Source organism: Bernardetia sp. MNP-M8 (assembly GCF_037126285.1).
In the GTDB taxonomy this organism is placed as follows: domain Bacteria; phylum Bacteroidota; class Bacteroidia; order Cytophagales; family Bernardetiaceae; genus Bernardetia.
Map to the genome: position 1 here is coordinate 4,330,040 of NZ_CP147012.1, position 19,958 is coordinate 4,349,997.

The 19,958-nt window shown below is 30.9% G+C and carries 17 protein-coding genes and 5 tRNA genes; 6 read left to right on the top strand and 16 right to left on the bottom strand.

Annotated features, from left to right (window positions below; translation table 11 throughout):
* Positions 1-49: 49 nt before the first annotated feature.
* Positions 50-787 carry a hypothetical protein gene (locus V9L04_RS17585; RefSeq protein WP_338791233.1) on the top strand — a complete coding sequence of 246 codons (738 nt, stop codon included), beginning with the start codon at positions 50-52 and terminating at the stop codon, positions 785-787.
* 65 nt (positions 788-852) lie between these two features.
* The gene (locus V9L04_RS17590) at positions 853-1,245 is read left to right on the top strand and encodes a hypothetical protein (protein WP_338791234.1); all 393 of its coding nucleotides are present in this window, start codon (positions 853-855) and stop codon (positions 1,243-1,245) included.
* A 115-nt stretch (positions 1,246-1,360) separates the two neighbouring features.
* Here the strand turns inward: V9L04_RS17590 and V9L04_RS17595 are convergent, their stop codons facing one another.
* From V9L04_RS17595 to V9L04_RS17615, 5 genes are all read right to left on the bottom strand, one after another.
* Complete coding sequence (locus V9L04_RS17595) at positions 1,361-1,660, bottom strand: tyrosine-type recombinase/integrase (RefSeq protein ID WP_338791235.1); 300 nt, start codon at positions 1,658-1,660, stop codon at positions 1,361-1,363.
* A 105-nt stretch (positions 1,661-1,765) separates the two neighbouring features.
* Complete coding sequence (locus tag V9L04_RS17600) at positions 1,766-2,521, bottom strand: phage integrase SAM-like domain-containing protein (protein WP_338791236.1); 756 nt, start codon at positions 2,519-2,521, stop codon at positions 1,766-1,768.
* A gap of 205 nt (positions 2,522-2,726) precedes the next feature.
* A tRNA-Arg gene (locus V9L04_RS17605) sits at positions 2,727-2,800 on the bottom strand.
* 84 nt (positions 2,801-2,884) lie between these two features.
* A tRNA-Pro gene (locus V9L04_RS17610) sits at positions 2,885-2,962 on the bottom strand.
* Positions 2,963-3,006: 44 nt separating this feature from the next.
* A tRNA-Ser gene (locus V9L04_RS17615) sits at positions 3,007-3,093 on the bottom strand.
* Positions 3,094-3,746: 653 nt separating this feature from the next.
* On the opposite strand from V9L04_RS17615, the gene V9L04_RS17620 reads away from it, so the two are divergent.
* The 3 genes from V9L04_RS17620 (at position 3,747) to V9L04_RS17630 (ending at position 8,040) form a co-directional block, all read left to right on the top strand.
* Positions 3,747-4,766, top strand: a complete 1,020-nt coding sequence (locus tag V9L04_RS17620; RefSeq protein ID WP_338791237.1) for a phytanoyl-CoA dioxygenase family protein — start codon at positions 3,747-3,749, stop codon at positions 4,764-4,766.
* Between the two features lie 107 nt (positions 4,767-4,873).
* Complete coding sequence (locus V9L04_RS17625; protein ID WP_338791238.1) at positions 4,874-6,625, top strand: carbamoyltransferase; 1,752 nt, start codon at positions 4,874-4,876, stop codon at positions 6,623-6,625.
* 197 nt (positions 6,626-6,822) lie between these two features.
* Positions 6,823-8,040 carry an MFS transporter gene (locus V9L04_RS17630; RefSeq protein WP_338791239.1) on the top strand — a complete coding sequence of 406 codons (1,218 nt, stop codon included), beginning with the start codon at positions 6,823-6,825 and terminating at the stop codon, positions 8,038-8,040.
* 4 nt (positions 8,041-8,044) lie between these two features.
* Here V9L04_RS17630 and V9L04_RS17635 read toward each other — a convergent pair whose 3' ends face one another.
* The 11 genes from V9L04_RS17635 to V9L04_RS17685 all read right to left on the bottom strand — a co-directional run bounded on the left by V9L04_RS17635 (position 8,045) and on the right by V9L04_RS17685 (position 19,042).
* Positions 8,045-9,172, bottom strand: a complete 1,128-nt coding sequence (locus V9L04_RS17635; RefSeq protein WP_338791240.1) for an acyltransferase — start codon at positions 9,170-9,172, stop codon at positions 8,045-8,047.
* Positions 9,173-9,250: 78 nt separating this feature from the next.
* Positions 9,251-10,102 (bottom strand): alpha/beta hydrolase, encoded by an 852-nt coding sequence (locus V9L04_RS17640; protein WP_338791241.1) that lies wholly within the window; start codon positions 10,100-10,102, stop codon positions 9,251-9,253.
* Between the two features lie 248 nt (positions 10,103-10,350).
* On the bottom strand, positions 10,351-10,902 hold the full coding sequence (locus tag V9L04_RS17645) for a hypothetical protein (protein ID WP_338791242.1): 552 nt from the start codon (positions 10,900-10,902) through the stop codon (positions 10,351-10,353).
* Between the two features lie 102 nt (positions 10,903-11,004).
* Entirely contained in the window at positions 11,005-11,220 is a 216-nt protein-coding gene (locus V9L04_RS17650; RefSeq protein ID WP_338791243.1) for a hypothetical protein, read from the bottom strand.
* Between the two features lie 324 nt (positions 11,221-11,544).
* Positions 11,545-14,037: a DUF3160 domain-containing protein gene (locus V9L04_RS17655; RefSeq protein WP_338791244.1), complete on the bottom strand. Its 2,493-nt coding sequence runs from the start codon at positions 14,035-14,037 to the stop codon at positions 11,545-11,547.
* An 870-nt stretch (positions 14,038-14,907) separates the two neighbouring features.
* Positions 14,908-15,264, bottom strand: a complete 357-nt coding sequence (locus V9L04_RS17660; RefSeq protein ID WP_338791245.1) for a hypothetical protein — start codon at positions 15,262-15,264, stop codon at positions 14,908-14,910.
* A gap of 436 nt (positions 15,265-15,700) precedes the next feature.
* Positions 15,701-16,828, bottom strand: a complete 1,128-nt coding sequence (locus tag V9L04_RS17665; protein ID WP_338791246.1) for a hypothetical protein — start codon at positions 16,826-16,828, stop codon at positions 15,701-15,703.
* A 72-nt stretch (positions 16,829-16,900) separates the two neighbouring features.
* Complete coding sequence (locus tag V9L04_RS17670; protein ID WP_338791247.1) at positions 16,901-17,032, bottom strand: hypothetical protein; 132 nt, start codon at positions 17,030-17,032, stop codon at positions 16,901-16,903.
* A 141-nt stretch (positions 17,033-17,173) separates the two neighbouring features.
* Positions 17,174-18,187 carry an IS110 family transposase gene (locus tag V9L04_RS17675; protein ID WP_338790811.1) on the bottom strand — a complete coding sequence of 338 codons (1,014 nt, stop codon included), beginning with the start codon at positions 18,185-18,187 and terminating at the stop codon, positions 17,174-17,176.
* Between the two features lie 542 nt (positions 18,188-18,729).
* Positions 18,730-18,803 (bottom strand) — tRNA-Arg (locus tag V9L04_RS17680).
* 165 nt (positions 18,804-18,968) lie between these two features.
* Positions 18,969-19,042: transfer RNA gene (locus V9L04_RS17685), tRNA-Arg, on the bottom strand.
* 750 nt (positions 19,043-19,792) lie between these two features.
* Here V9L04_RS17685 and V9L04_RS17690 point away from each other — a divergent pair.
* Positions 19,793-19,930, top strand: a complete 138-nt coding sequence (locus tag V9L04_RS17690; protein ID WP_338791248.1) for a hypothetical protein — start codon at positions 19,793-19,795, stop codon at positions 19,928-19,930.
* Positions 19,931-19,958: the final 28 nt, after the last annotated feature.

Below are 19,958 nucleotides of genomic sequence, written 5' to 3' on the forward strand. Positions count from 1 at the left end.
AATGACAAAGAACTTATCACACCAGCAGTAGATAAGACAAGTAAATGATGTGATTGATGCACAAGTAGAAGCTGCAAATACTTCTATCACTACAATCAACGAAAGTATTAATACTTTAAATAGTGGAGTTATTCCGAATGGTGTAACAACAGGACAGTTACTAGCAAAGGCATCAAATACGGATAAAGATACAGCTTGGGTAGACCCTCCTACTGGAGGTGGAGGAGTTAGTGGCGATTTTCTACCCATAATTGGAGGAGTAATGACTGGAGATATTGACATGAGTGGTAGTTATATTTCAGGAGTAAATGGAATCTCAACGAATGATGAAACACCAGATGCCGTAGCTATTAATTTACAACAACGTCTTTTTCATTGCTTTAATGGCGTTCCTTTTGGTTATCACAGTGATTACTCTGCAAATTATACAGCAAGAAGTATTGTTGATAAAGCCTATGTAGATTCAAAAACTAAAACAGTATTTGCAGATATAGTAGCTGGAGTAATTGAAGTAGATTGTCCGTTTGCTGATTCACAAGGCATTTCTTCTAACATTGCTCATCTTGATATTTATCTCATGAATTTAGCAGGAAACCAAATTCTTTCACTTTCACATTTGAGTAAGTTTGCTTCTTTTACTCGTTCGGTAGGTCTTAATCCAATTTATACTATTACACTAGAAAATGACCAACCTCAAACTGGCACATGTCAAATTGTATTTACAGCAGCACCTTTCCTAATCATAGATGATTCTGGAGGGAATCAACCTCCACAGGGAGCAGGTTAATTTTAATTCAAATTCAAATCTTTGTGCTTTAGTATTTTATTCACTTATTTATTTCAATCAAAAAAATGACAACAACAACAACCACAACCACAACTATTACTACTGTAGTAGAAGAGTGTTGCAACGAGCAAAACAAAACAGTAATAGGCGAATGTGTAAATAATGTAATTTACTTACCATGCCCTTTCACAGATGAAAATGGAGTATGTGATACTCTTTCTATTATCTCTGTGTATAAACAAAATTATACAGCTCAAAGTCCGAACGCCATGGTCTCCATGACAGAGCAAAAAATCTGTGCAATTGAGCGTGGTGTTGGATTGAATCTTGGTTATCGCATTGAGCTAGAAAATGTAGAAGATGGAAAGTACCAAGTCGTATTTGCTTCAGCTAAATATGTACCTCATGACCCTCCTGCTGGATTTGGAGGGGCGCAACCTGTTGGTGATATAGGTTAGAACGATTAGAACTAAAAAAAGGTAATTATACAAAAAGCTATGTTTGAAAAAATGTAGCTTTTTTTATTGTGTATGTTAAGGGCATACACAAATTAAAAGTTTACTTATTACTTAACTATTTATTTCTGAATACTCTATTAAATTCGTCTTGTACCCCCCAAGTATGAATCATTTTAGCATAAACCTTCTCTGTTGTTTTGATACTACTATGACCTAAAACTTTTGAAACTACATCTAAACGAACACCACTATTTAAGAAAAAAGCTCCAGCTGTATGCTTTCCAAAATGCGAGCGTATGTATTTATCAATATTTGCCCTATACATACAAATACGTATATTTTGATTATATTTATTGTTTACGGTTGGATTAGTTTCATACCCTAGCTTATCAAGTAACTGTATAGCTTGTGGCAATAAAGGTATATAATGAGTTTCTCCTGTCTTACCTCGTTTTTGTAAAATCCATTCCCAGTTATTTTCGACAGTGTGATTTTCTTTTACATCAAAATCTTTAAGTTCTCAATAACTCAAAGAAGTATAACATTGAACTAAAAATAAATCTCTAGCTAATTCTAAATGCTGTTCTCTTTCTGAAAAGGTAAGTTTTGCAAGCCGTTCTAATTCTTCACTTGTCAGATATACATAGTCCCTTTTCTCGTGCTTAATATTTAGTTTATATTTAGCAACGGCATCCTTTTCTATCATGTCCATACTATAACCAAGTTTTACGGCTGCCTTTATTCTAGCTAAAGATTTTTCTAAATATTCGGTGGATTTTATTTTTTTACTCTCCAACATAAATGTTTTTAGCTGTTCTAACTGTTTATAGTTAAAATTTCTAGCTTCCATAAAAGGAGTTTTGATAGATTCAAGATAAGGAATAAGCCAGTTTTCTTTGAAGTCATTATAAATAGATATTGTTCCTTCTGAAACGCTTGATTTTTTCTTTTCTACAAAAAAATCATATAAATCTACCATTGAAATTTGAGGACTTTGTTTTTCTAAATAAAAGTCTGCTATTTCTTGAATATTTGATATTGTACTTCTGTATCTATTGAAAATATCTGTTAGGTCAGCTCTCAAGCTATCCAACGCATCATTAACAGGTTTAGCATTTTGTCCAGTTGCATATTTGCGCTTCCAAAACTTTTCATTGACACGTATTCCAGAAGATGCTTTTTTAGAACGCTGTCCTTGATAGGAAACATACCAGTAAATTACTGCTAATCCGTTCTTAGCCTTTTGGTCTTTTCGGAGAGAAAAAACAACATTCATAAAGCGATTTTTTTAAACATACTATTTTTGTTTTAATGGTAAATAAATGAGGCGCAAAAGTACAGTAACCTATTTTATTTAACAGTAACCCAAATAGTATATATCATACATAGATATATAAAAAATAAAAAAGGCTAGTAGAATAATCTACTAGCCTTCTTTGTCGCTTTCAACAGACATATTTAAAGACTGAAAAAACATTTAGTGATTCCTTCAGGACTCGAACCTGAAACCTACTCCTTAGAAGGGAGTTGCTCTATCCAGTTGAGCTAAGGAACCAATCTATAAAACAAAAAAATTGCTAGATTAAAAATAAATTTATACTAGATAAATTAGTTTTACGACTAACAATTTTTTATATTTTGGTCGGGATAGCAGGATTCGAACCTGCGACCTCCACTTCCCAAAAGTGGCGCGATGACCGGACTACGCTACATCCCGATTGATAATTAATAAAAATAATATTTATAGTTTATTAATTATTGTAGAGAGGAAGGGATTCGAACCCCCGGTACCCTTACGAGTACAACACCTTAGCAAGGTGCCGCTTTCGACCACTCAGCCACCTCTCTATATTTTATTCTTGCTTTTGTTTTCGTATCTGAGTGCAAAACTACAACTAAATTAGTTTAGTTCCAAATCAAATTAAAAATTTATTTAGAATAATTTAATTCATTATTAATATTGCTAGTTCAGTTAAAAACAATTGGTATTTTTATACCATTTTTCCCTTTTGGTGATGCAAAGTAAGTAACTATTTTTGACATACACAAACAAAAATTATTTTATTTCTAATAAAAAAACTTTATTTGTAATCAAAGATATTAAAAAATGGTTCTAAATTATTCGTTATCAATTTGTTAGAGATTACAATATGTTTTAATTTTTTTTCTGATTTGCTCAAATATTTTTCTAAAATCAGGCAAAGTTTAATTTAGGTTTCAAAAATAAATTTCAGTTGATTATACCTTATCATAAAATGGTTATGTATATTTGCACCTAAATAGCAATTCAAAATTAGTTTTGCATTGCATGTTTAAATTGGTCTATTCAAATGCAGGTTTAATTAAATCAATAATTCAAAGTCTCATAAAATATATATTTTATTTAATGAGAAGCTAGAATAAAATAGATACATTTTTTAAAATATATTCAAACTATTTTAATATTATAAAAAGCTTGTTTGGGATATATAATTTAAGCCTTTTTCTTTAAAAATACTCTTATGCAAAATATAAAAGACAATTCAGTAGATAATTTTTATGAATCTCCTGCTCCTCATGGTGGAACTTTTGAAGTTCCTATAAATTATGACGCTCAAAATGATGTTTATGATACATTAACTACTCCTGCTATACAAAAAGAATATTACGAAAAAGAGGGGTATCTGATTATTCGTAACCTGATTCCTGAATCACTTTGTGATGCAGCTAAAGAAGCATTTGATAAGGAAGTAAAATCATATCAAGGTTATATTTATAGACAGGCTTCTGCCAATCCAGAAAAACATAAATTGACGGATTATCAGTATATGATTAATTCTATTCTCAATATTCAATCTTTAGATAAAAATAAGTTTCCAGTTTTCAGAGAAAAAGGAATGGAAATATTGACCTGTAAAGAATTCAAATCAGCTTTAAACAATTTAATGTCTGATGATCCAAAATTAGTTCAGAGTATGTATTTTGAAGGAAACCCAGCTACTTGGGCGCATCAAGATAGTTATTACTTAGACTCTTCAGAATTGGGTCGAATGGTGGGAACTTGGATAGCTATTGAAGATATTGCACCAGGAGCAGGGCGTTTTTATGTTTATCCAAAAAGTCATTTGATTGATATGGAAAAAAATGGTGGTGATTTTGATATTGCTTTCAATCATGATAAATACAAAAAATTAGTTGTGGATATTATTCATCAATTCAAATTAGAATGTAGCGCACCTGTTTTGAGAAAAGGGGATGTTCTTTTTTGGCATGGAAAAACAATTCATGGAAGCCTTGCTACTACTCAACCCGAACATTCTCGTTCTTCTTTTACAGGACATTATATTCCTACTTCTACCGATTTTTTACAATACCAATCTCGCATCAAAAAATTGAATCTTAAAAAAGTAAACGGAATTGATGTAAACTTTCCAAAAGACCAAAATGAGAGCCTTAACCGTTTGATTTTGAATGTAGAAACTACATTTCCTACTGCTTTTCAGATGGCTAAAAAATTAGCTATCAAATTAGTTACTAAATAATTCTTTTTACATAAAAATATATTAATGTCTAAGTTTTTATAAGTGTTTTGGTTTTATCAAAACATAGTAAAATACTTAGACTTTTTGCTATTCTTAACTATTCACACATGTACATTTTAGGTCTTAATGCTTATCACGGAGATTCTTCTGCTTGTATTCTTAAAGATGGAAAATTAATCGCTGCTACTGAAGAAGAACGTATCAGACGCATTAAACACTGGGCTGGGTTTCCAACAGAGGCAATTAAATTTTGTCTGAAAGAAGCTGGTATTTCTATTGAAGATGTAGATTATATTACAATTTCTCGTAATCCTTCATCCAATTTATATAAAAAAATTATCTTTGCTGCCAGCAAAATGATTAGTTATGATGCTATAAAAAGTCGTCTTCAAAACTCAAAAAAAATAGGAGGAGTAAAACAAGAATTAGCAAAAGCATTTCAAATAAACGAAAAAAGCATAAAAGCAGAAGTCAAAAATATTGAACATCATCGCTCTCATTTGGCAAGTGCCTTTTTTCCATCAGATTTTGATGAAGCTGCTTTACTTTCTATTGATGCCTTTGGAGATTTTACTTCTACTATGACAGGAACAGGTAAAGGCAACCAAATTACTGTTCTTGACCAAGTCAATTATCCACATTCGATAGGTGAATTTTATACCACACTTACTCGTTATTTAGGTTTTCCAAAATATGGAGACGAATATAAAGTAATGGGACTTGCTCCTTATGGTGAGCCTGTTTATTTAGAACAGTTTAGAGATATAATAAAATTCAAATCCAACGGACTTTTTGAACTCAATTTAGATTATTTCAGACACGATAAAGATGGTGTTACGATGTCTTGGGAAGGTGGCGAACCTCATGTAGATACACCTATATCACCACTTTTAGAAGAAAAGTTTGGTAAAATGCGTACTAAAGATGAACCTCTTACACAGCATCATATCAATTTGGCTACTTCTATTCAACGCATTACAGAAGAAACAATTTTTCATATTCTAAATCATTTGCACAAAAAAACAGGTTTGGATAATTTGTGTGTAGCTGGTGGAGTAGCTCAAAACTCAGTAGCCAATGGAAAAATTTTGCAAAATACGCCTTTCAAAAAAGTGTATGTTCCAAGTGCAGGACATGACGCAGGAACAGCTTTGGGTTCGGCATTGTATTTTTATAATCATGAACTAAAGAAACCTAGAATAGAACCAATTTGGGATGCTTATACAGGAAGTAATTATTCGGATACAGAAATAGAGACAATTCTAAAACACGAAAAATCAACGAAAGAAATAGCAAAAGACATTCAGTATTCAGTTTTGAATGATGAGGAATTATATAAAACAGTTACAGATGCTATTCTTGACGCTGGTGTAATTGGTTGGTTTCAAGGAAGTGCAGAATTTGGACCTAGAGCGTTGGGCAATCGTTCAATTTTGGTCGACCCAAGAAGAACAGATGCAAAAGAATTATTGAACGAAAAAATAAAACGCAGAGAAAGTTTCCGTCCTTTTGCTCCTTCTATTTTAGAAGAATATGTAGAAGAATATTTTGAAGGTGCTGACAAAGTTCCATTTATGGAAAAGGTCTATCCTATCAAAAAAGAAAAACATGAGGTGATTCCTGCTGTTACTCATGTTGATGGAACAGGACGTTTACAAACTGTTAGTGCAAGCACAAATCCACGTTATCATAGACTCATTGATACTTTTAGAGAACAAACAGGTGTTCCAGTTCTTCTAAATACTTCTTTTAATGAAAATGAACCTATTGTAAATACGCCACAAGAAGCATTAGATTGTTTTTTACGTACCAAAATGGATATTCTTGTATTGGGAAATATTGTTGTGAGGAGAAAATAAATCATTCTAATACTTTACAAAATCCTTTATTAGCTATTTTTAATAGTTGATAAAGGATTTTTGTATTATAATTATTAATAAAACTTTCTTAAAACTCCTCAACTTTGAAAACTAACTTTGATTACTTTGTGTTAGCATGTTTTTTTATGTATTGATACTCTTTTTACAAAAGTTTTATACCTGTCTCCTATCACGTTTTGAAAAATAAATCCTTTATACTCTTTTTGCTGGCTGCTGCCAATTTCACTCACATCATGGACATCATGATAATTATGCCATTGAGTGATCGTCTCATGAAACTTTTTGAAATTGTTCCTCAAGAATATGCCCTTTTGGTTTCTGCTTACTCTTCTTGTGCTTTTATTGCTGGGCTTTTAGGAGCTGTTTATTTAGATAAGTTTGATAGAAGAGCAGCTTTTTTGTTTGTATACGCTTGTTTTGGAATGGCTACTTTTGCGTGTTCGTTTGTTCCTAATTTTTATTTTTTCTTGATTTTTAGAGGAATAGCAGGTTTTTTTGGTGGTGTAATTGGTGCATTGGTTTTAGCTATAGCTAGTGATTTGTTTGTAGCTGAAGAAAGAGGAAAAGCTGTAGGAATAATTATGATGGCTTTTTCGGTAGCCTCTGTTATTGGAGTTCCGACAGGTTTGTATTTAGCTATAACATTTGATTGGCATGCGCCTTTTCAGCTTTTAGGTATTTTGAGTTTTATTATTTGGATTATTTCTTTCAAATACATTCCTTCTTTACGTTCTCATATAGATGCTAAAAACAAAGCTGATTTGGGAAATGGACACAAAGAAACAAGAAAAGAAGCTCTATTAGAAATCTTAAATTCTAGAAATGCTCGTTTGGCTTTGCTTCTAACTTTTACGCTTGTGCTTGGGCAGTTTATGTTGATTCCTTTCATTACTCCCTATATGATTCGTAATATTGGTTTTTCAGAAGAACAAATCACACTTATTTATTTTATTGGAGGAGGTTTTACTATTTTTACAGCTCCTTTAGTTGGGCGTTATGTTGATCGTTTTGGCCCTAGAAAAATGTTTAATATTATCCTTCCTATTTCTTTCATTGCTGTTATTTTGCTTACTCATTTGACTGATATTCCTGTTTGGGTTGCTCTCTGTGTAACAACTTTCTTTTTTGTTTTTGGAAGTGGACGTATGGTACCTGCTCAAACGCAGCTTACTATGGCAATTCCGTCCAAACGAAGAGCCAGTTTTATGAGTTTAAATTCTTCTGTTCAACAGCTTGGTTCTGCTTTAGCGTCTATTATCGGTGGTTATATTGTTATTGAATCGGCTAGTGAGACAAAAGAATTAATTCACTACAATTGGGTCGGAATTATAGCAGTTTGTATTGGCTCAATTACTTTGATTATTTTTCCTTTGATAAAATCAGTTAAGGATTAATAAGTCAAAATTTTCTTCTTAGCCAATTATTCAAAGGTTCAGAAAAATAATTGAAGATTATTCTACCCAAAAAATAAGAAAGTAAAATTAAGAGCAACGAGTAAGGAATTAAATAATTGCTACTTAATTCAAGATATTTATAAATCTGAACACCAAAAATTACGACAAACATGTGTGTCAGATAAATTTCATAACTATAAACACCCATACTTTTGAGCCATCTAAAAGCTAAGTAATCTTTTTCTTTTCCCATTTTATGATGATTATGAAGCCAAAGTAAAAGAAAAGAAACTCCTACTGAAAGAATTGTGATATTTAGTCCTAAATCTACTAAACCTAAGTCGTAAACAATCTTTTTATAGTAAATAATAAATAGTATTAGAGATAAACCTACCAAACAAAAAATACGTAAAAGCCACTTCTGAAAGGTGATTTGGTCAGCTATAACAGCCATGAAACAGCCAAAAGTGATAGCATCGAAATAAGCAAAATAGCCTTTAGAAGCTAACTCGTTTCCTTCATAGAAATATATTCTAGCATACGGCGAAAGACACATAAAGAAAATCAAAAGAAAGAAAAGTTGCCATTTATTTCTTATAAAAAAACAAATAATAGGAAAGAGTAGGTAAAATACTTCTTCAATAGAAATAGACCATAATACGTCCCAACTCGCAGGAAGATAACCTACCTGTATTTCAAGCCAGTTGATATGAAATGTAAGTGCAGCAAATACACAACGAGCTAGAGAAGCTTTGTTAGGATTTATTACAAAACCATCTATTTGAAAAATATGAAAACAGGAAAGAATGAAGATCAATGTAAAAAGCAGAGGAATTATACGGGCAAAGCGAAAAAAATAAAATTTTTTCACATCAATTTGTGAGACTGCTCCCCATTTTGCTATTACCGATTTTGTGATCAAATATCCTGATAGAGTAAAGAAAATAACTACTCCATACATTCCATTCCAAAAAATAAGAGAAAATAGCTTTTTAGGCAAAATTTCTTTTAGAAAAGTGGTAGAATAACCAAAACGAATATTGAGATGCAAGAGAATAACAAACAAAATAGAAAATCCTCTCAAAATATCTATTCCAATATTTCTATTCTTTATAGTAATGGGATTTTTCAAATTTTATTTTTAATAATTATTAAGCATAAAAATATAATTGAGTAAAAATTTATTGAGTATTGACCTATAAAACTAAATTTAAAACTCCTCACTCAGAAACTTTACAACAGCTTTGCTTGTCTGAACAGGAGCTTCTTCCATTGGCAAATGCCCAACACGCTCGTAAATTAGCATTCTATTTTGTGGAATCAGCTCATGAAAACGGTGTGCATTACGAACAGGAATCCAACGGTCTTCACGTCCCCACATTATCAAAACAGGCATTGCCAAATTTTTGAGGTTCTTTGTATTTTCTTTGTGTTTATTATTTACAAGTAACAAAAATGCTTCTGGATTTCCATCTCTAGTAAAAAGTTCGTAGTAACGCTCTATCATTTGAGGCGTAATTTTGGACTGATTATAATATACCTCTCTTACAAACTGCTCCAAAACATTATGTTGAATAACATACTTTATTACACGTCCAAAAAATGGTGTACGAGCCATTTTGAAAGGTAAGGGAATACTTTGAGCATCCATAAAGCCTGCTGCATCTAAAAGGATTAGTTTCTGCACTTTTTTAGGATAATGAAGCGCATACTCCCAAGCGACCCAACCACCTAAAGAACTACCACCTAAGTAAAATTTCTTTATTCCTAATATCTCTAAGAAACTATTTAGATAATGTAAATGTCTTTTCATTGAATAATCATCATCAGGAACACTTCCTGTAAGGGCAAACCCAGGTAAATCCAAACGAATAATCTGATATTTTTTAGAAAGCCGTTTTGTCCATTCTTCAAAAGTATGTAGAGAAGAAAAAGCGCCATGTAGCAAAACAAGAGGTTCGCCTTTGCCCTCAATTCGATAATGAATAAGCGCACCATCAACACTCAAAAAACGTGAATGTTGGTTTGTATATTTTTGTAGAAGATTTTGGAATTCGTTCACAAAGAGCAGGTTGAAGTAAAATGAGTTGTTGTACTAAAATGAAAGTTGAATAATTTGTGTGTTTTTGGTTTTCTTATGATTTTTTGAATGTTTATTTCTCAAAAAATCTTTCCGAATAACGCAAATTTATATCAATTTTCATAATATATCTACCTAAAAAAAGTAAGCATAAGCGCATTTAAATTCACTAAAGAGGTATTTATTACATTTTATCATTGTCAAATTGCACTTTTTATTGTGTTTTATTCCTAATAACTGCTTGTTTTTTCTAAGTCTAAACCTTGCCATTGGGGAACAGTTCGGAGGTAACGATAGGAGTTAAGTCTATAATTACGACTAGTAAAAAGGCTAAAAAATTGTCCTACTACAAATAAAACTCCCCCACCATATATCATAGTTTCTCCTTTTTCCACATTCAGCAATGTAGCCACTCCTCCCAAAACGCCAAATACAATTCCTGCACCTGTTCCACTTGCATGTGCTGCTCTTGATAATCCTGCAAAATAGCTATCTTTTTCTACATGAATCATTTTAAAATCTTCTAAAGGTATTTTTGCTACTCCATTTATTGTTATAGAGTTCGAATCAATGGCTGTAATAGTAGCTGTTCGTCTAAAATTTTCATCTTTGAGTTTGAATTTTAGCTCCTCCCCTATATAAAAGCGAATACGCTTTTTTCTTCCTGGCTTGTTGAGAGTAAGATAATAATCCTTAGAATTTAGACTGACTTGAGAAAAAACTTCGTTTCCCAAAAAAAAGAAAGTAATACAGAGTGATAAAAATAATAATTTGAATTTCATGGCAATTTGTTAGATAAAAGTAGTAGAAAAAAAAAGATTTAAAAAACCATGTTCCTCTATAATTTTGAGTAGTATGGTTTATCAAATCTAAAAGAATAAAATCTATTCTTCTTCATCTTGTTTTTTATGCTTTTCTTTCAAAGAGCCTGTTTTTGCATCTTGATTTCTTATTTTTTTATCATAGAGCGTTTTATCTAAAAACTTATTTATTTGCTCAGCATCATAAGAAGTTATAATTTCGCCAAACTCATTGACATGAACATTCAACCCTTCTAATTCTGGGTTTACTTTCATTTTTTTGTCTTTTTTCTTGCTCATAATTTTATTGTGTTTGATAGAGATTTATGTAAAATGGTTGTTTTTTTTGCTGTACGAAAAAAAGCAGAACTAATGTTGCAATTTTATTTCATAATAAATCACAAAGACCATCTATAAAATAGAATAACTACATAAAAGTCAAATACGTTTCAAAAAGAGAAATAAATTTGATTATTATATTAAACGTTATCACGGTTAAATTAGTAATGTTCATTTTTCCATAGCGCAGGGTTTGCAAACCCTGCGCTATGGAAAAATAAGACTGGTTTGTTTTTCTATAACTTGCTAATTATTAGACCTGTAAACAACCGTGATAACGTTTATTTAACAACCCGAACTATACATTACCTTTTCATTTGATTTTGGTTTCTGTTCTCCTTTATATAAAATTGGATTCAAAAACTTTGGAAGACTTGGTTTTTCATCTGTTTCTAAAATCTTTTGCCATTCTTCATCATTTAATCTTGTATTTGGGTCTTTCACAAACTCATGATAACCAAAAGTTGCTCCACGAGTAAGGTATAAATAACCATCTATTTCTACAATCACAAAAATATCATTTACTTTTCCTACTCCTACATGCAAAATTCCAGCTTTTTGAGTATCCACATTATTGGTATAAATATCTGCCACAACAGCAATTGATTTGTCAGTTCCTGTTACATTTTCCCAACTATCTAAGTAGGAAAGTTGATTATCAATAATAGAAAGGGTAAACATTTCGACTGCTCCCCCTATATATTCTAACTCTCTGTATTCTTGCTCTGTCACTTTTTGTCTTGCCAATTGCTTTTCAGAAATCTTACCTAGAAATTCTATTTGCTCACGCATTTGAGTGGTTTTACCTTCAAAAGGCTTAAATAAATTGTGTTTTTGCAAAAGTTTTTTGTTCAAATCGACAAGCTCCAAAAGTCGCTTCCAAAAGACGGTATTTGGTTCTACATAAGCAACTGTATAAGGGTTTGGAGGTCCATCACCACCACATTCTGCTGCCATAGGTTGTTCGGCATACAGAATTGCATCGTGTTTGAGTTCTGCCCACGAAGCAAGGCTTGTATTGAGTGTTTTCAAATCCCACATTTCACTTTTCAAATGAGCAGGTGTACGTTTATCATACTCAAAACTTCCTAAAAGTGTATAAATCCATTTATTATAAACAGCTTCGTCCCATTCATTATAATCTTTGAGTTTGGCTTGTAAGCCTTCTAGTCTTGGCATATATTCTTTCCAGTTATTTTTTTCGTCATATACTTCCACCAAATTTTTCTGTGCTGCCTGATTTCCAAAAGCTGCAAAAACATCTAACCCTTTTGGAAAAGGACGTTTTGAAGGCTGTCCTTCTTTTATATCTACCAACCTTTGCAAGATTTCATTATCTACTAAATAGCGTTGAGGCATCAGATTGATTTTGTCAGGACAAGTTTTTTCTATTTCAGGTTTTATTTTATTTAAGTTTTTTGCTAATGTTGCTAATTTAGTTCTAAGAGTCTCTAAAGGAGCTTTTTGTGTAAGTGTTTGAGGCGATTGAATACCAATTTCGCCCAAAAGATTGACAATATTGAGAGCTGAAAGATTATCAGGTTCACCAATCAAAAAAGTAGTGGGTTCTAAAATTCCTTTATAAAGTTGAATCAATGATTTTCCTTGTGCTGATTTTTCAGTATTCAAAAAGTGAGCATTGAGAGCCATTCTACGCAAATGTTCATCTTTATCCAAACACTGGGGAACAGTCTGAATCCAAATCATAGCACGAAAATAATTTTGCAATGTTTTTTTGCGTGTATAATGTCCACGAGGTTTGAAAAGACTATATGCAAATTTTGTATCTTGATAATCTAAAAACTCTGATGTCTCATCACTTTCTGCTAGTACGTTTTCAATTTCTTGTTTGTAAAATTCTTTATGTGCTTCAATGACAGGCTTATTTTTTTGGTTTAATAAATGAAGTGCAATAGCGAAATAAGTAGAGTTCCACTCGGCTGCTTTTTTGAGTTCTGGGTCTGTTTCTGATTGTGCTAAATTATAGTTTGCCTTATACAATCCCTCACAAAGATTAGTGAGCATAGGAGCAAAATTTTCTTCTTCTAAGGTTCTCAAAACATACATAAAATACATATGAAAGAGCTGTAAATACATATCATTTGTTACAAAATGTGGGGTTTGACGATAATCATTTTCTTCATATACATGAAAAAACTGAATATTATCATTTGGAACAATTGCAAAACCATTTTGAGCTATTTTATTCAAAAACTGCTCATCTACATTTTCATATTGCCAAAGATTGATAACATTGTTAATATTAGGAACTGTTTTTCCATTTACTTCAATATAATTTTCTTGCTTTTTAGCTTCTTCCAAAACCTTTATTTTTTCTGCAAAAATACTTTCTTCAGCACTTAGTTCAAGGGGCATTACTTTATCATCATATTCTTCGGCTTCCCAACGTTTCATCATCAAGGAATCATACCACCCTTGTGCGCTAAAAAAACCACGTAAATCAGCATTCATAAATAAATAACCTTTCCTTGCTACAAGTGCATTTCTAAGCAAGCGAAGTTCTTCTAACGATTTGGTAGTCAAATCTTGGTTAAGGTCAATATTGTAATAATCACCCTTTAGAAGGTCTTTTTGATAAGAAATCGCATTATTATCTTTATATTGAGTACTATCTCTTTCTAGCTCAGGATTAGTTGATACAGAGGTAGTATCAGGAGTATTGTTTTCTTTGATGGGTTTGGTATCGCCACACGAAGAAAAAACAACCACACAAAGACTAAAGACAAAAATTTGCAGGAAAATTATATTTTTTTTCATTAGATAAATAATTTGGTCAAAATTGTTTGTAGTGAAATTGTTTAAATTAAAACGAAAAAATAGTAAAACCTTAAACAACTTCAACGATTTTATTCCAAAAGTTAGATAAAATAATTTAGAAAATGAATTTTTGAGTAGTTTTTTAACTTGAGCAAATTTACTTTTCTAGTAGATTTGAAGTCTTCAACTTTGCTTTTTTTGTAAATTACAAAATAGTTAGTTTGTCCTTACAAATTTTAAAAATCCTCCTTGTAGGTTGCATAAATGAGTTTTTGCTAATTTCATGGAATATTCTATTTCCTACAAATCTACCTACTTTTTGTCTCTTTGTCTTAAGGTATTATTTCATCTTTCGACATGGTTAGTTTGTCCAGCATCTTTCCCAACACTATGGTATTTTCCAGTTTTGATTATATTTTTATAGGCTTTCCAAAAGTCGAAACATGTAGTAAATTGTTTATAATTTTCTGAGGAAGCATTTCGTTCGTTTTTGAGAACAGTGAAACCTGTCTAGTCCTGAAATAGTGTTACAGGTTTTTAGATAAATTAAATATAGATCAGGCAGTCTTAAGATTGTCTGATTTTTCTCTTTTCAACGCATTGATTTGTAAAGAAAAAGACAAAATTTTGTCAATTCTACTAATTTTTGAATTTTATGCAACTACTCTCAATAGCCTTCAAATGACTTGAAAAGAAAAAATAGGTGTAACCACAAAGCTATATTTGTGAACCATCAAAAATATGTTTTTCTCTAAGGACTTGAGGTTTATTAGAGAGCATTTGGACGGTATCTCACTTGAATATTAAGCATAAAAAAACGCCTATTCTCAAAAAAAGAATAGGCGTTTTTTTATGCTTTTTACAGAGAAATTAATTACAAGTGTTATTGCAGTCTATATCTGAACATCTCTTCCAGTAGATAGAATTGCTGATTGGTACTTCATTACAATTTAATGAGCCAAAATTACTACTAAGTTTCTTTGCTGGATACTTTGTACAGAAACAATTCAAACACCATTTACTATCTCCTCCTGTACCAGTATAGTAAGTAGCTTCTATCTTTTCATTGTTACCATTATCTTCTGATGCAGAATTAATCCAAAGAATATTAGCTTCTTTAAACTGACTTGTTACCAACAAAGCTAATTCTAAATTAGGTTCATTTCTGTTGCCAACAGATTCAATTTCCTTGTCTGTTAAACTACCATCAGCTCGTAATTTATACAATTTTTTAATATAATTTTGAACTGTAAGATTGTCTAGCCCTCCAGCTTCAACTAGAGATTCAATTGTATAATTGTTGGGACTAACTTCATTGTTTTCTTGACATGAAGTAAAACATAAGGCGATTGCAAATACAAAAAATAACAGATTTAATTTTAACATAGTTGTAAAAGGATTGATTGGAAAATTGTGAAATCACATTAATTAGTTTATCATAAACTTAATTAATTGTACAATTATAATAAATAATTGTATAAATCACAACTATGTTTAAAAAAACTAAGATTTTTAATATAAAATTAATGCAATAGGTTATGCACACTATTTATTCAATAGATTGTTTGAAATTTATATTATGGCTTTAAAGTCAATGAAATAGCCTTTTTATAATGCAAAAATGCCTACCCTCAGAAAAAGAATAGGCGTTGTTTTATATTTCTTAATTAAAATTGTTTAAAAACTCATCAACTTTTGTCATTAAATTACGTAAATCTTCGTTATTTTCATTTATTTCTGTTCTTATGTCTTCTAAACTACTATTTTCATTTCCGTGAAAAATAGAATTTCTTTTTTGACGCAAAGTATTCCTATATTTATTATCTAAACCGTCCCAACTAATACGACTTCGTATAGATAGAAAGTTGCTAATCTCATTAACAGCATCAATAACATCTTTATAATTTTTGTGAGTACAACTTTCTATTGTAATTTTCTGCTTTTCAAGAAGTATAAAATAATAAGGAAGGCGTAATATTTCTAAGTTTTCTTCATCAAGAAGGTGTTTCCATCTTAATCTGTCATCACGTTCATCGTCATTATTGTAAAAGCTAATTATCTTTTCTTTTACAATATTTTGAAGACTATTATTTAAATCTATTCGTATTGTTTCCCAATCACTTCCCAAATTCCAAGTATTATCATTAGGATTCAATAATTTTTCTGTCAATATTAAAACTTCAATTACATTGACAATACAAATATTAATTAGATTTAATAGCTTTTTTTGTGTTGATGAATCTGTTTTACCTCCATGATAATAATTATTTCTAACAGCATATATAACTTTCAAAGCTCCCTCCATTAATTCTTTTAATCGTTTTTGTTTATATTTCCCCCCATAATTAAGGATTAATGAAAAAACTTTGAAATCCTCGTCAGTAATTGTATAATTAATTCTACTATGAGTAGTACTTTTATATGAGATGTTTTGTGTCTTTATGACTGATATAGGAGATGAAGATGTTGCTGTTGTGTTTGCATAAAAATTGTTTTCAAGCATTAAAGAGAAGTTATAATTTAATGATAGATATATTCTATAACAGCTTTCTTCTATACTACTATCACTACTAATTTGTTGCCAATTGCTTTCTAAATATGTTGGCAAATAATCTGTGATTAATCCAGAATCGGCTCTTTTAATAGGTGGATTACTAAGATTACTCTTTTTGAGAAGATTATTCAACAAAAAATAAAGTTGAACAAAACGATGATATTGCTCATTACTCTGATTAGGTACTGAACTAATTTCTTCATTTGTTTTTGCTATCCAATCAGATATTAATGTCATTTTAATGTAATTTATAGTTTGAATTATTTTTTATGATAGAAGTATATTTTCCAATTAATTGAAGTAGATTGTTTACTTCTCATAAGTATCAACAAAATCATCAATTTTGTTTATAATTCTCTCTGCTAGTATCTTGCGTTGTGATAATCCTATAATTCCGATTACTGCATTAAGTATATCATCTCTTTGAGAGGTTTTGCCCATAAATAGATAATCTTTGATTAATTAAAGTTTCTAATTTTTCTGGGTCAAGATTCTCTTCTTGAGCTAACAAATCAAATGTTTTCCCAGCTCTCCTTGGCAAGATACAAAAAATAGCTCTCGAAAACTATGGTAAAACCAAGCCTATCCTTTAGAAAAATTGTTAAAATTTATTCCGTTTCTATCATATAGCGTTTTGTTTTTTACACAGGCAAAAATGCGTTGTATAATTTTATTTCGTAAGGCATTAATAACACTCATTTTATTCTTGCCTTCTGCTACTTTTCTTAGGTAATACTCTCTCATCTCCCCCTCTACTTTCATAGCAGATAAAGCGCACATGTGCAAGGCTGTTTTGAGGGTTTTATTAGCCATTTTTGATACTCTTGCCCTGCCTTTAAATTTCCCAGAAGAGTTTTCAAAAGGCACAACACCACAATAAGAAGCGAGTTGTTTGGCAGTATCAAATTTGGTAAAACCATCAGTAGCTACCAGTAACTGAATCGCTGTTACTTTTCCAACACCTACTACAGAAGTGGTGAGCCGATAGAGTTCTTTCAATTCAGCATCCTCTTGAATAATTTGATGCATCTGCTTTTCTATTTCTTCTATGCGAAGGCTAAAGTGTTCCAACGTTGTTTTAGAGCTTTCCTCTAGAAGCTGCTGAATAGACGCTTTGCTAAATTGGCTCTGCTCACCAACGTAAGTTTCTAGCTCCTGTCTGTGAGTAACTAGCTTTTTTCGTAGTGTCTGCAAGGTTTTTAGGGTTTCTAGTTCTTGAGTAGGAGGAATATATAAGTTCGCTTTGTCTTGAAAACGAAAGGCATAAGCTCCGATATTTTCAGCATCAGCTTTGTCATTTTTAAGCTTTTTGACACCCATAGAACGTTTAATTTGAATGGCATTTTCTACCCAAATGGCACAATTAAATTCCATCAAAGCAATGACAAGCCAGTTGATATACATTCCTGTATGTTCCATACAAAACAAACTTTTCTCTAGCTCATAAAGGTCTTGAAAAGAAAAAAGATAGGTCTGTATTGCGTTCAAATTGTTCTCAATGCGTTTATGATTTACTACTTCTCCTTCTTGAAGAATAGCAATATCTAAATGTTCTTTGCTCACATCAATGCCTATAAAATTTTGGTAAGTTTGCATAAATAAGTTAATTTAGAGTTACCTAATTTAAAAAGTGATTCATCGTATTCAATCAGACTTAAAACCTTATCTAATGAGTTTATTTTTAGGTCAATAAAAATACTCCGAAAACTATTTGAGTTTGAGATTGAATAAAGGTAGGAAGAGGCTGTTTCGAGAGATAGATTTTTATAGTCTGGCTCGGCTATAGGTTCTCTTCCTACTAGATGAATTCTTAAATACAAGATAAGAAATTACATCTATTTTATCTACTACAAACCTAAAGGCTTGGCTTTGCCCAGCCGTGTATTTGTGTTTTTATCGGACTACTATTTTCAGAAAAAGCGAAGAAAAGTGTTACTCTTATCTTTATTTTCAGTTTGCGACTAACTAACAATAGACATACACTAACAATGTACGAACTTCCTTACTTATAAGCTACACTATGGAATCAAAAAATATTTCTAAGGCTTTTTACAAATTGTGAAAAAGTGTAACCAAAAAAAAACCCTGTTTAGATTATCTAAACAGGGTTTTGAGCGTATTAAAAAATACTGAAATTGTGAACCCGACAGGAGTCAAACCTGTAACCTCTACAGCCGTAATGTAGTGCTCTATTCAATTGAGCTACGAGTCCATTTTTTTTAACTAATTCGTTTACTTAAAAACGAATGCAATTACAATTTGTTATATTTTTTTTATCAATCTGTAACTATTTACAAAACTACTCAAAATAATAAATAGTTCCAAAATAATTTTATGTAGTTGTTGATGTTTCCACCAACAACTAAACATAAACTTGTGAACCCGACAGGAGTCAAACCTGTAACCTCTACAGCCGTAATGTAGTGCTCTATTCAATTGAGCTACGAGTCCAGTACAAATTAATAACATTCTTTTGTTGTTATTGCGAGTGCAAAGGTAAGAATGTTTTTCTAAAATACAAACTAATTTTAGAGATTTATTTGATAAAATAGTGCAAAAAAAGAATATACAAGTTTGAAAAAGAAGTTTGTTATTCTATAACACTTTTATAATCAAATGTTTAAGTCGTTTTGCTTTATAAAATTGACTTTGTTTTTTTTTCTAAAACTTTCAACTCTAGCTATTTTTTACTTCATAAACTAAACCAAATTTTCTGAGTATTTTTAAAACTAAGAGCAAAATTATCAATATATAAAGTCAAGCAACAACTTTTAGATGAGTATTTAGTAAAAAAGCTAAATAACTCAACTGTACAGGAATATACATACTGAAAATACAAACTCATGAAACAACAATCACAGAACGTGTTGTAATTACAAAATGATTTTCATAACATAAAAACGACTTTTTTATTGCAGAAAAATGGATTTGTTAAAAATTATTAATTAAAATAAAAAAACATCTCCAATATAACAGAGTATATGTTCTTGCAAGTAGACAGTATTTTTAATAATTTTTCCAAAAATCACATACTTTTATTACCCACCAAGTTTTTGAAGCCACATTTACAACAAACGAGTTGAGTAGTAATCATTAGGAGAGTTTAGAAAAACGTGAAAATAAAAAATAAAACAAGAATAATAAATCACTCATTCAAATTATACACCCAAAATGAATATCTTTTTAGTGAAAAAAGTGTAGATGATTTATTTTTTCCAATACATATCAGTTTCAGATTTTATTGGAATAACTCCATTAGAAACATTTGCTATTTATGATGTTATGAAAAATCCTGAAAATGAAAATGATTTTGTTCGTTTTGTAAGGCATTTAGAATAATATTTTTCTGTCTTAGCTATGGAGACGA

What these genes read in the sequence shown, in the direction of transcription:
- V9L04_RS17675 (WP_338790811.1), bottom strand. Translation starts at nt 18,187, where the DNA reads ATGCAAACTTACCAAAATTTTATAGGCATTGATGTGAGCAAAGAACAT.
- V9L04_RS17625 (WP_338791238.1), top strand. Translation starts at nt 4,874, where the DNA reads ATGTACATTTTAGGTCTTAATGCTTATCACGGAGATTCTTCTGCTTGT.
- V9L04_RS17655 (WP_338791244.1), bottom strand. Translation starts at nt 14,037, where the DNA reads ATGAAAAAAAATATAATTTTCCTGCAAATTTTTGTCTTTAGTCTTTGT.
- V9L04_RS17690 (WP_338791248.1), top strand. Translation starts at nt 19,793, where the DNA reads ATGATTTATTTTTTCCAATACATATCAGTTTCAGATTTTATTGGAATA.
- V9L04_RS17600 (WP_338791236.1), bottom strand. Translation starts at nt 2,521, where the DNA reads ATGAATGTTGTTTTTTCTCTCCGAAAAGACCAAAAGGCTAAGAACGGA.
- V9L04_RS17645 (WP_338791242.1), bottom strand. Translation starts at nt 10,902, where the DNA reads ATGAAATTCAAATTATTATTTTTATCACTCTGTATTACTTTCTTTTTT.
- V9L04_RS17670 (WP_338791247.1), bottom strand. Translation starts at nt 17,032, where the DNA reads ATGGGCAAAACCTCTCAAAGAGATGATATACTTAATGCAGTAATCGGA.
- V9L04_RS17620 (WP_338791237.1), top strand. Translation starts at nt 3,747, where the DNA reads ATGCAAAATATAAAAGACAATTCAGTAGATAATTTTTATGAATCTCCT.
- V9L04_RS17665 (WP_338791246.1), bottom strand. Translation starts at nt 16,828, where the DNA reads ATGACATTAATATCTGATTGGATAGCAAAAACAAATGAAGAAATTAGT.
- V9L04_RS17650 (WP_338791243.1), bottom strand. Translation starts at nt 11,220, where the DNA reads ATGAGCAAGAAAAAAGACAAAAAAATGAAAGTAAACCCAGAATTAGAA.
- V9L04_RS17590 (WP_338791234.1), top strand. Translation starts at nt 853, where the DNA reads ATGACAACAACAACAACCACAACCACAACTATTACTACTGTAGTAGAA.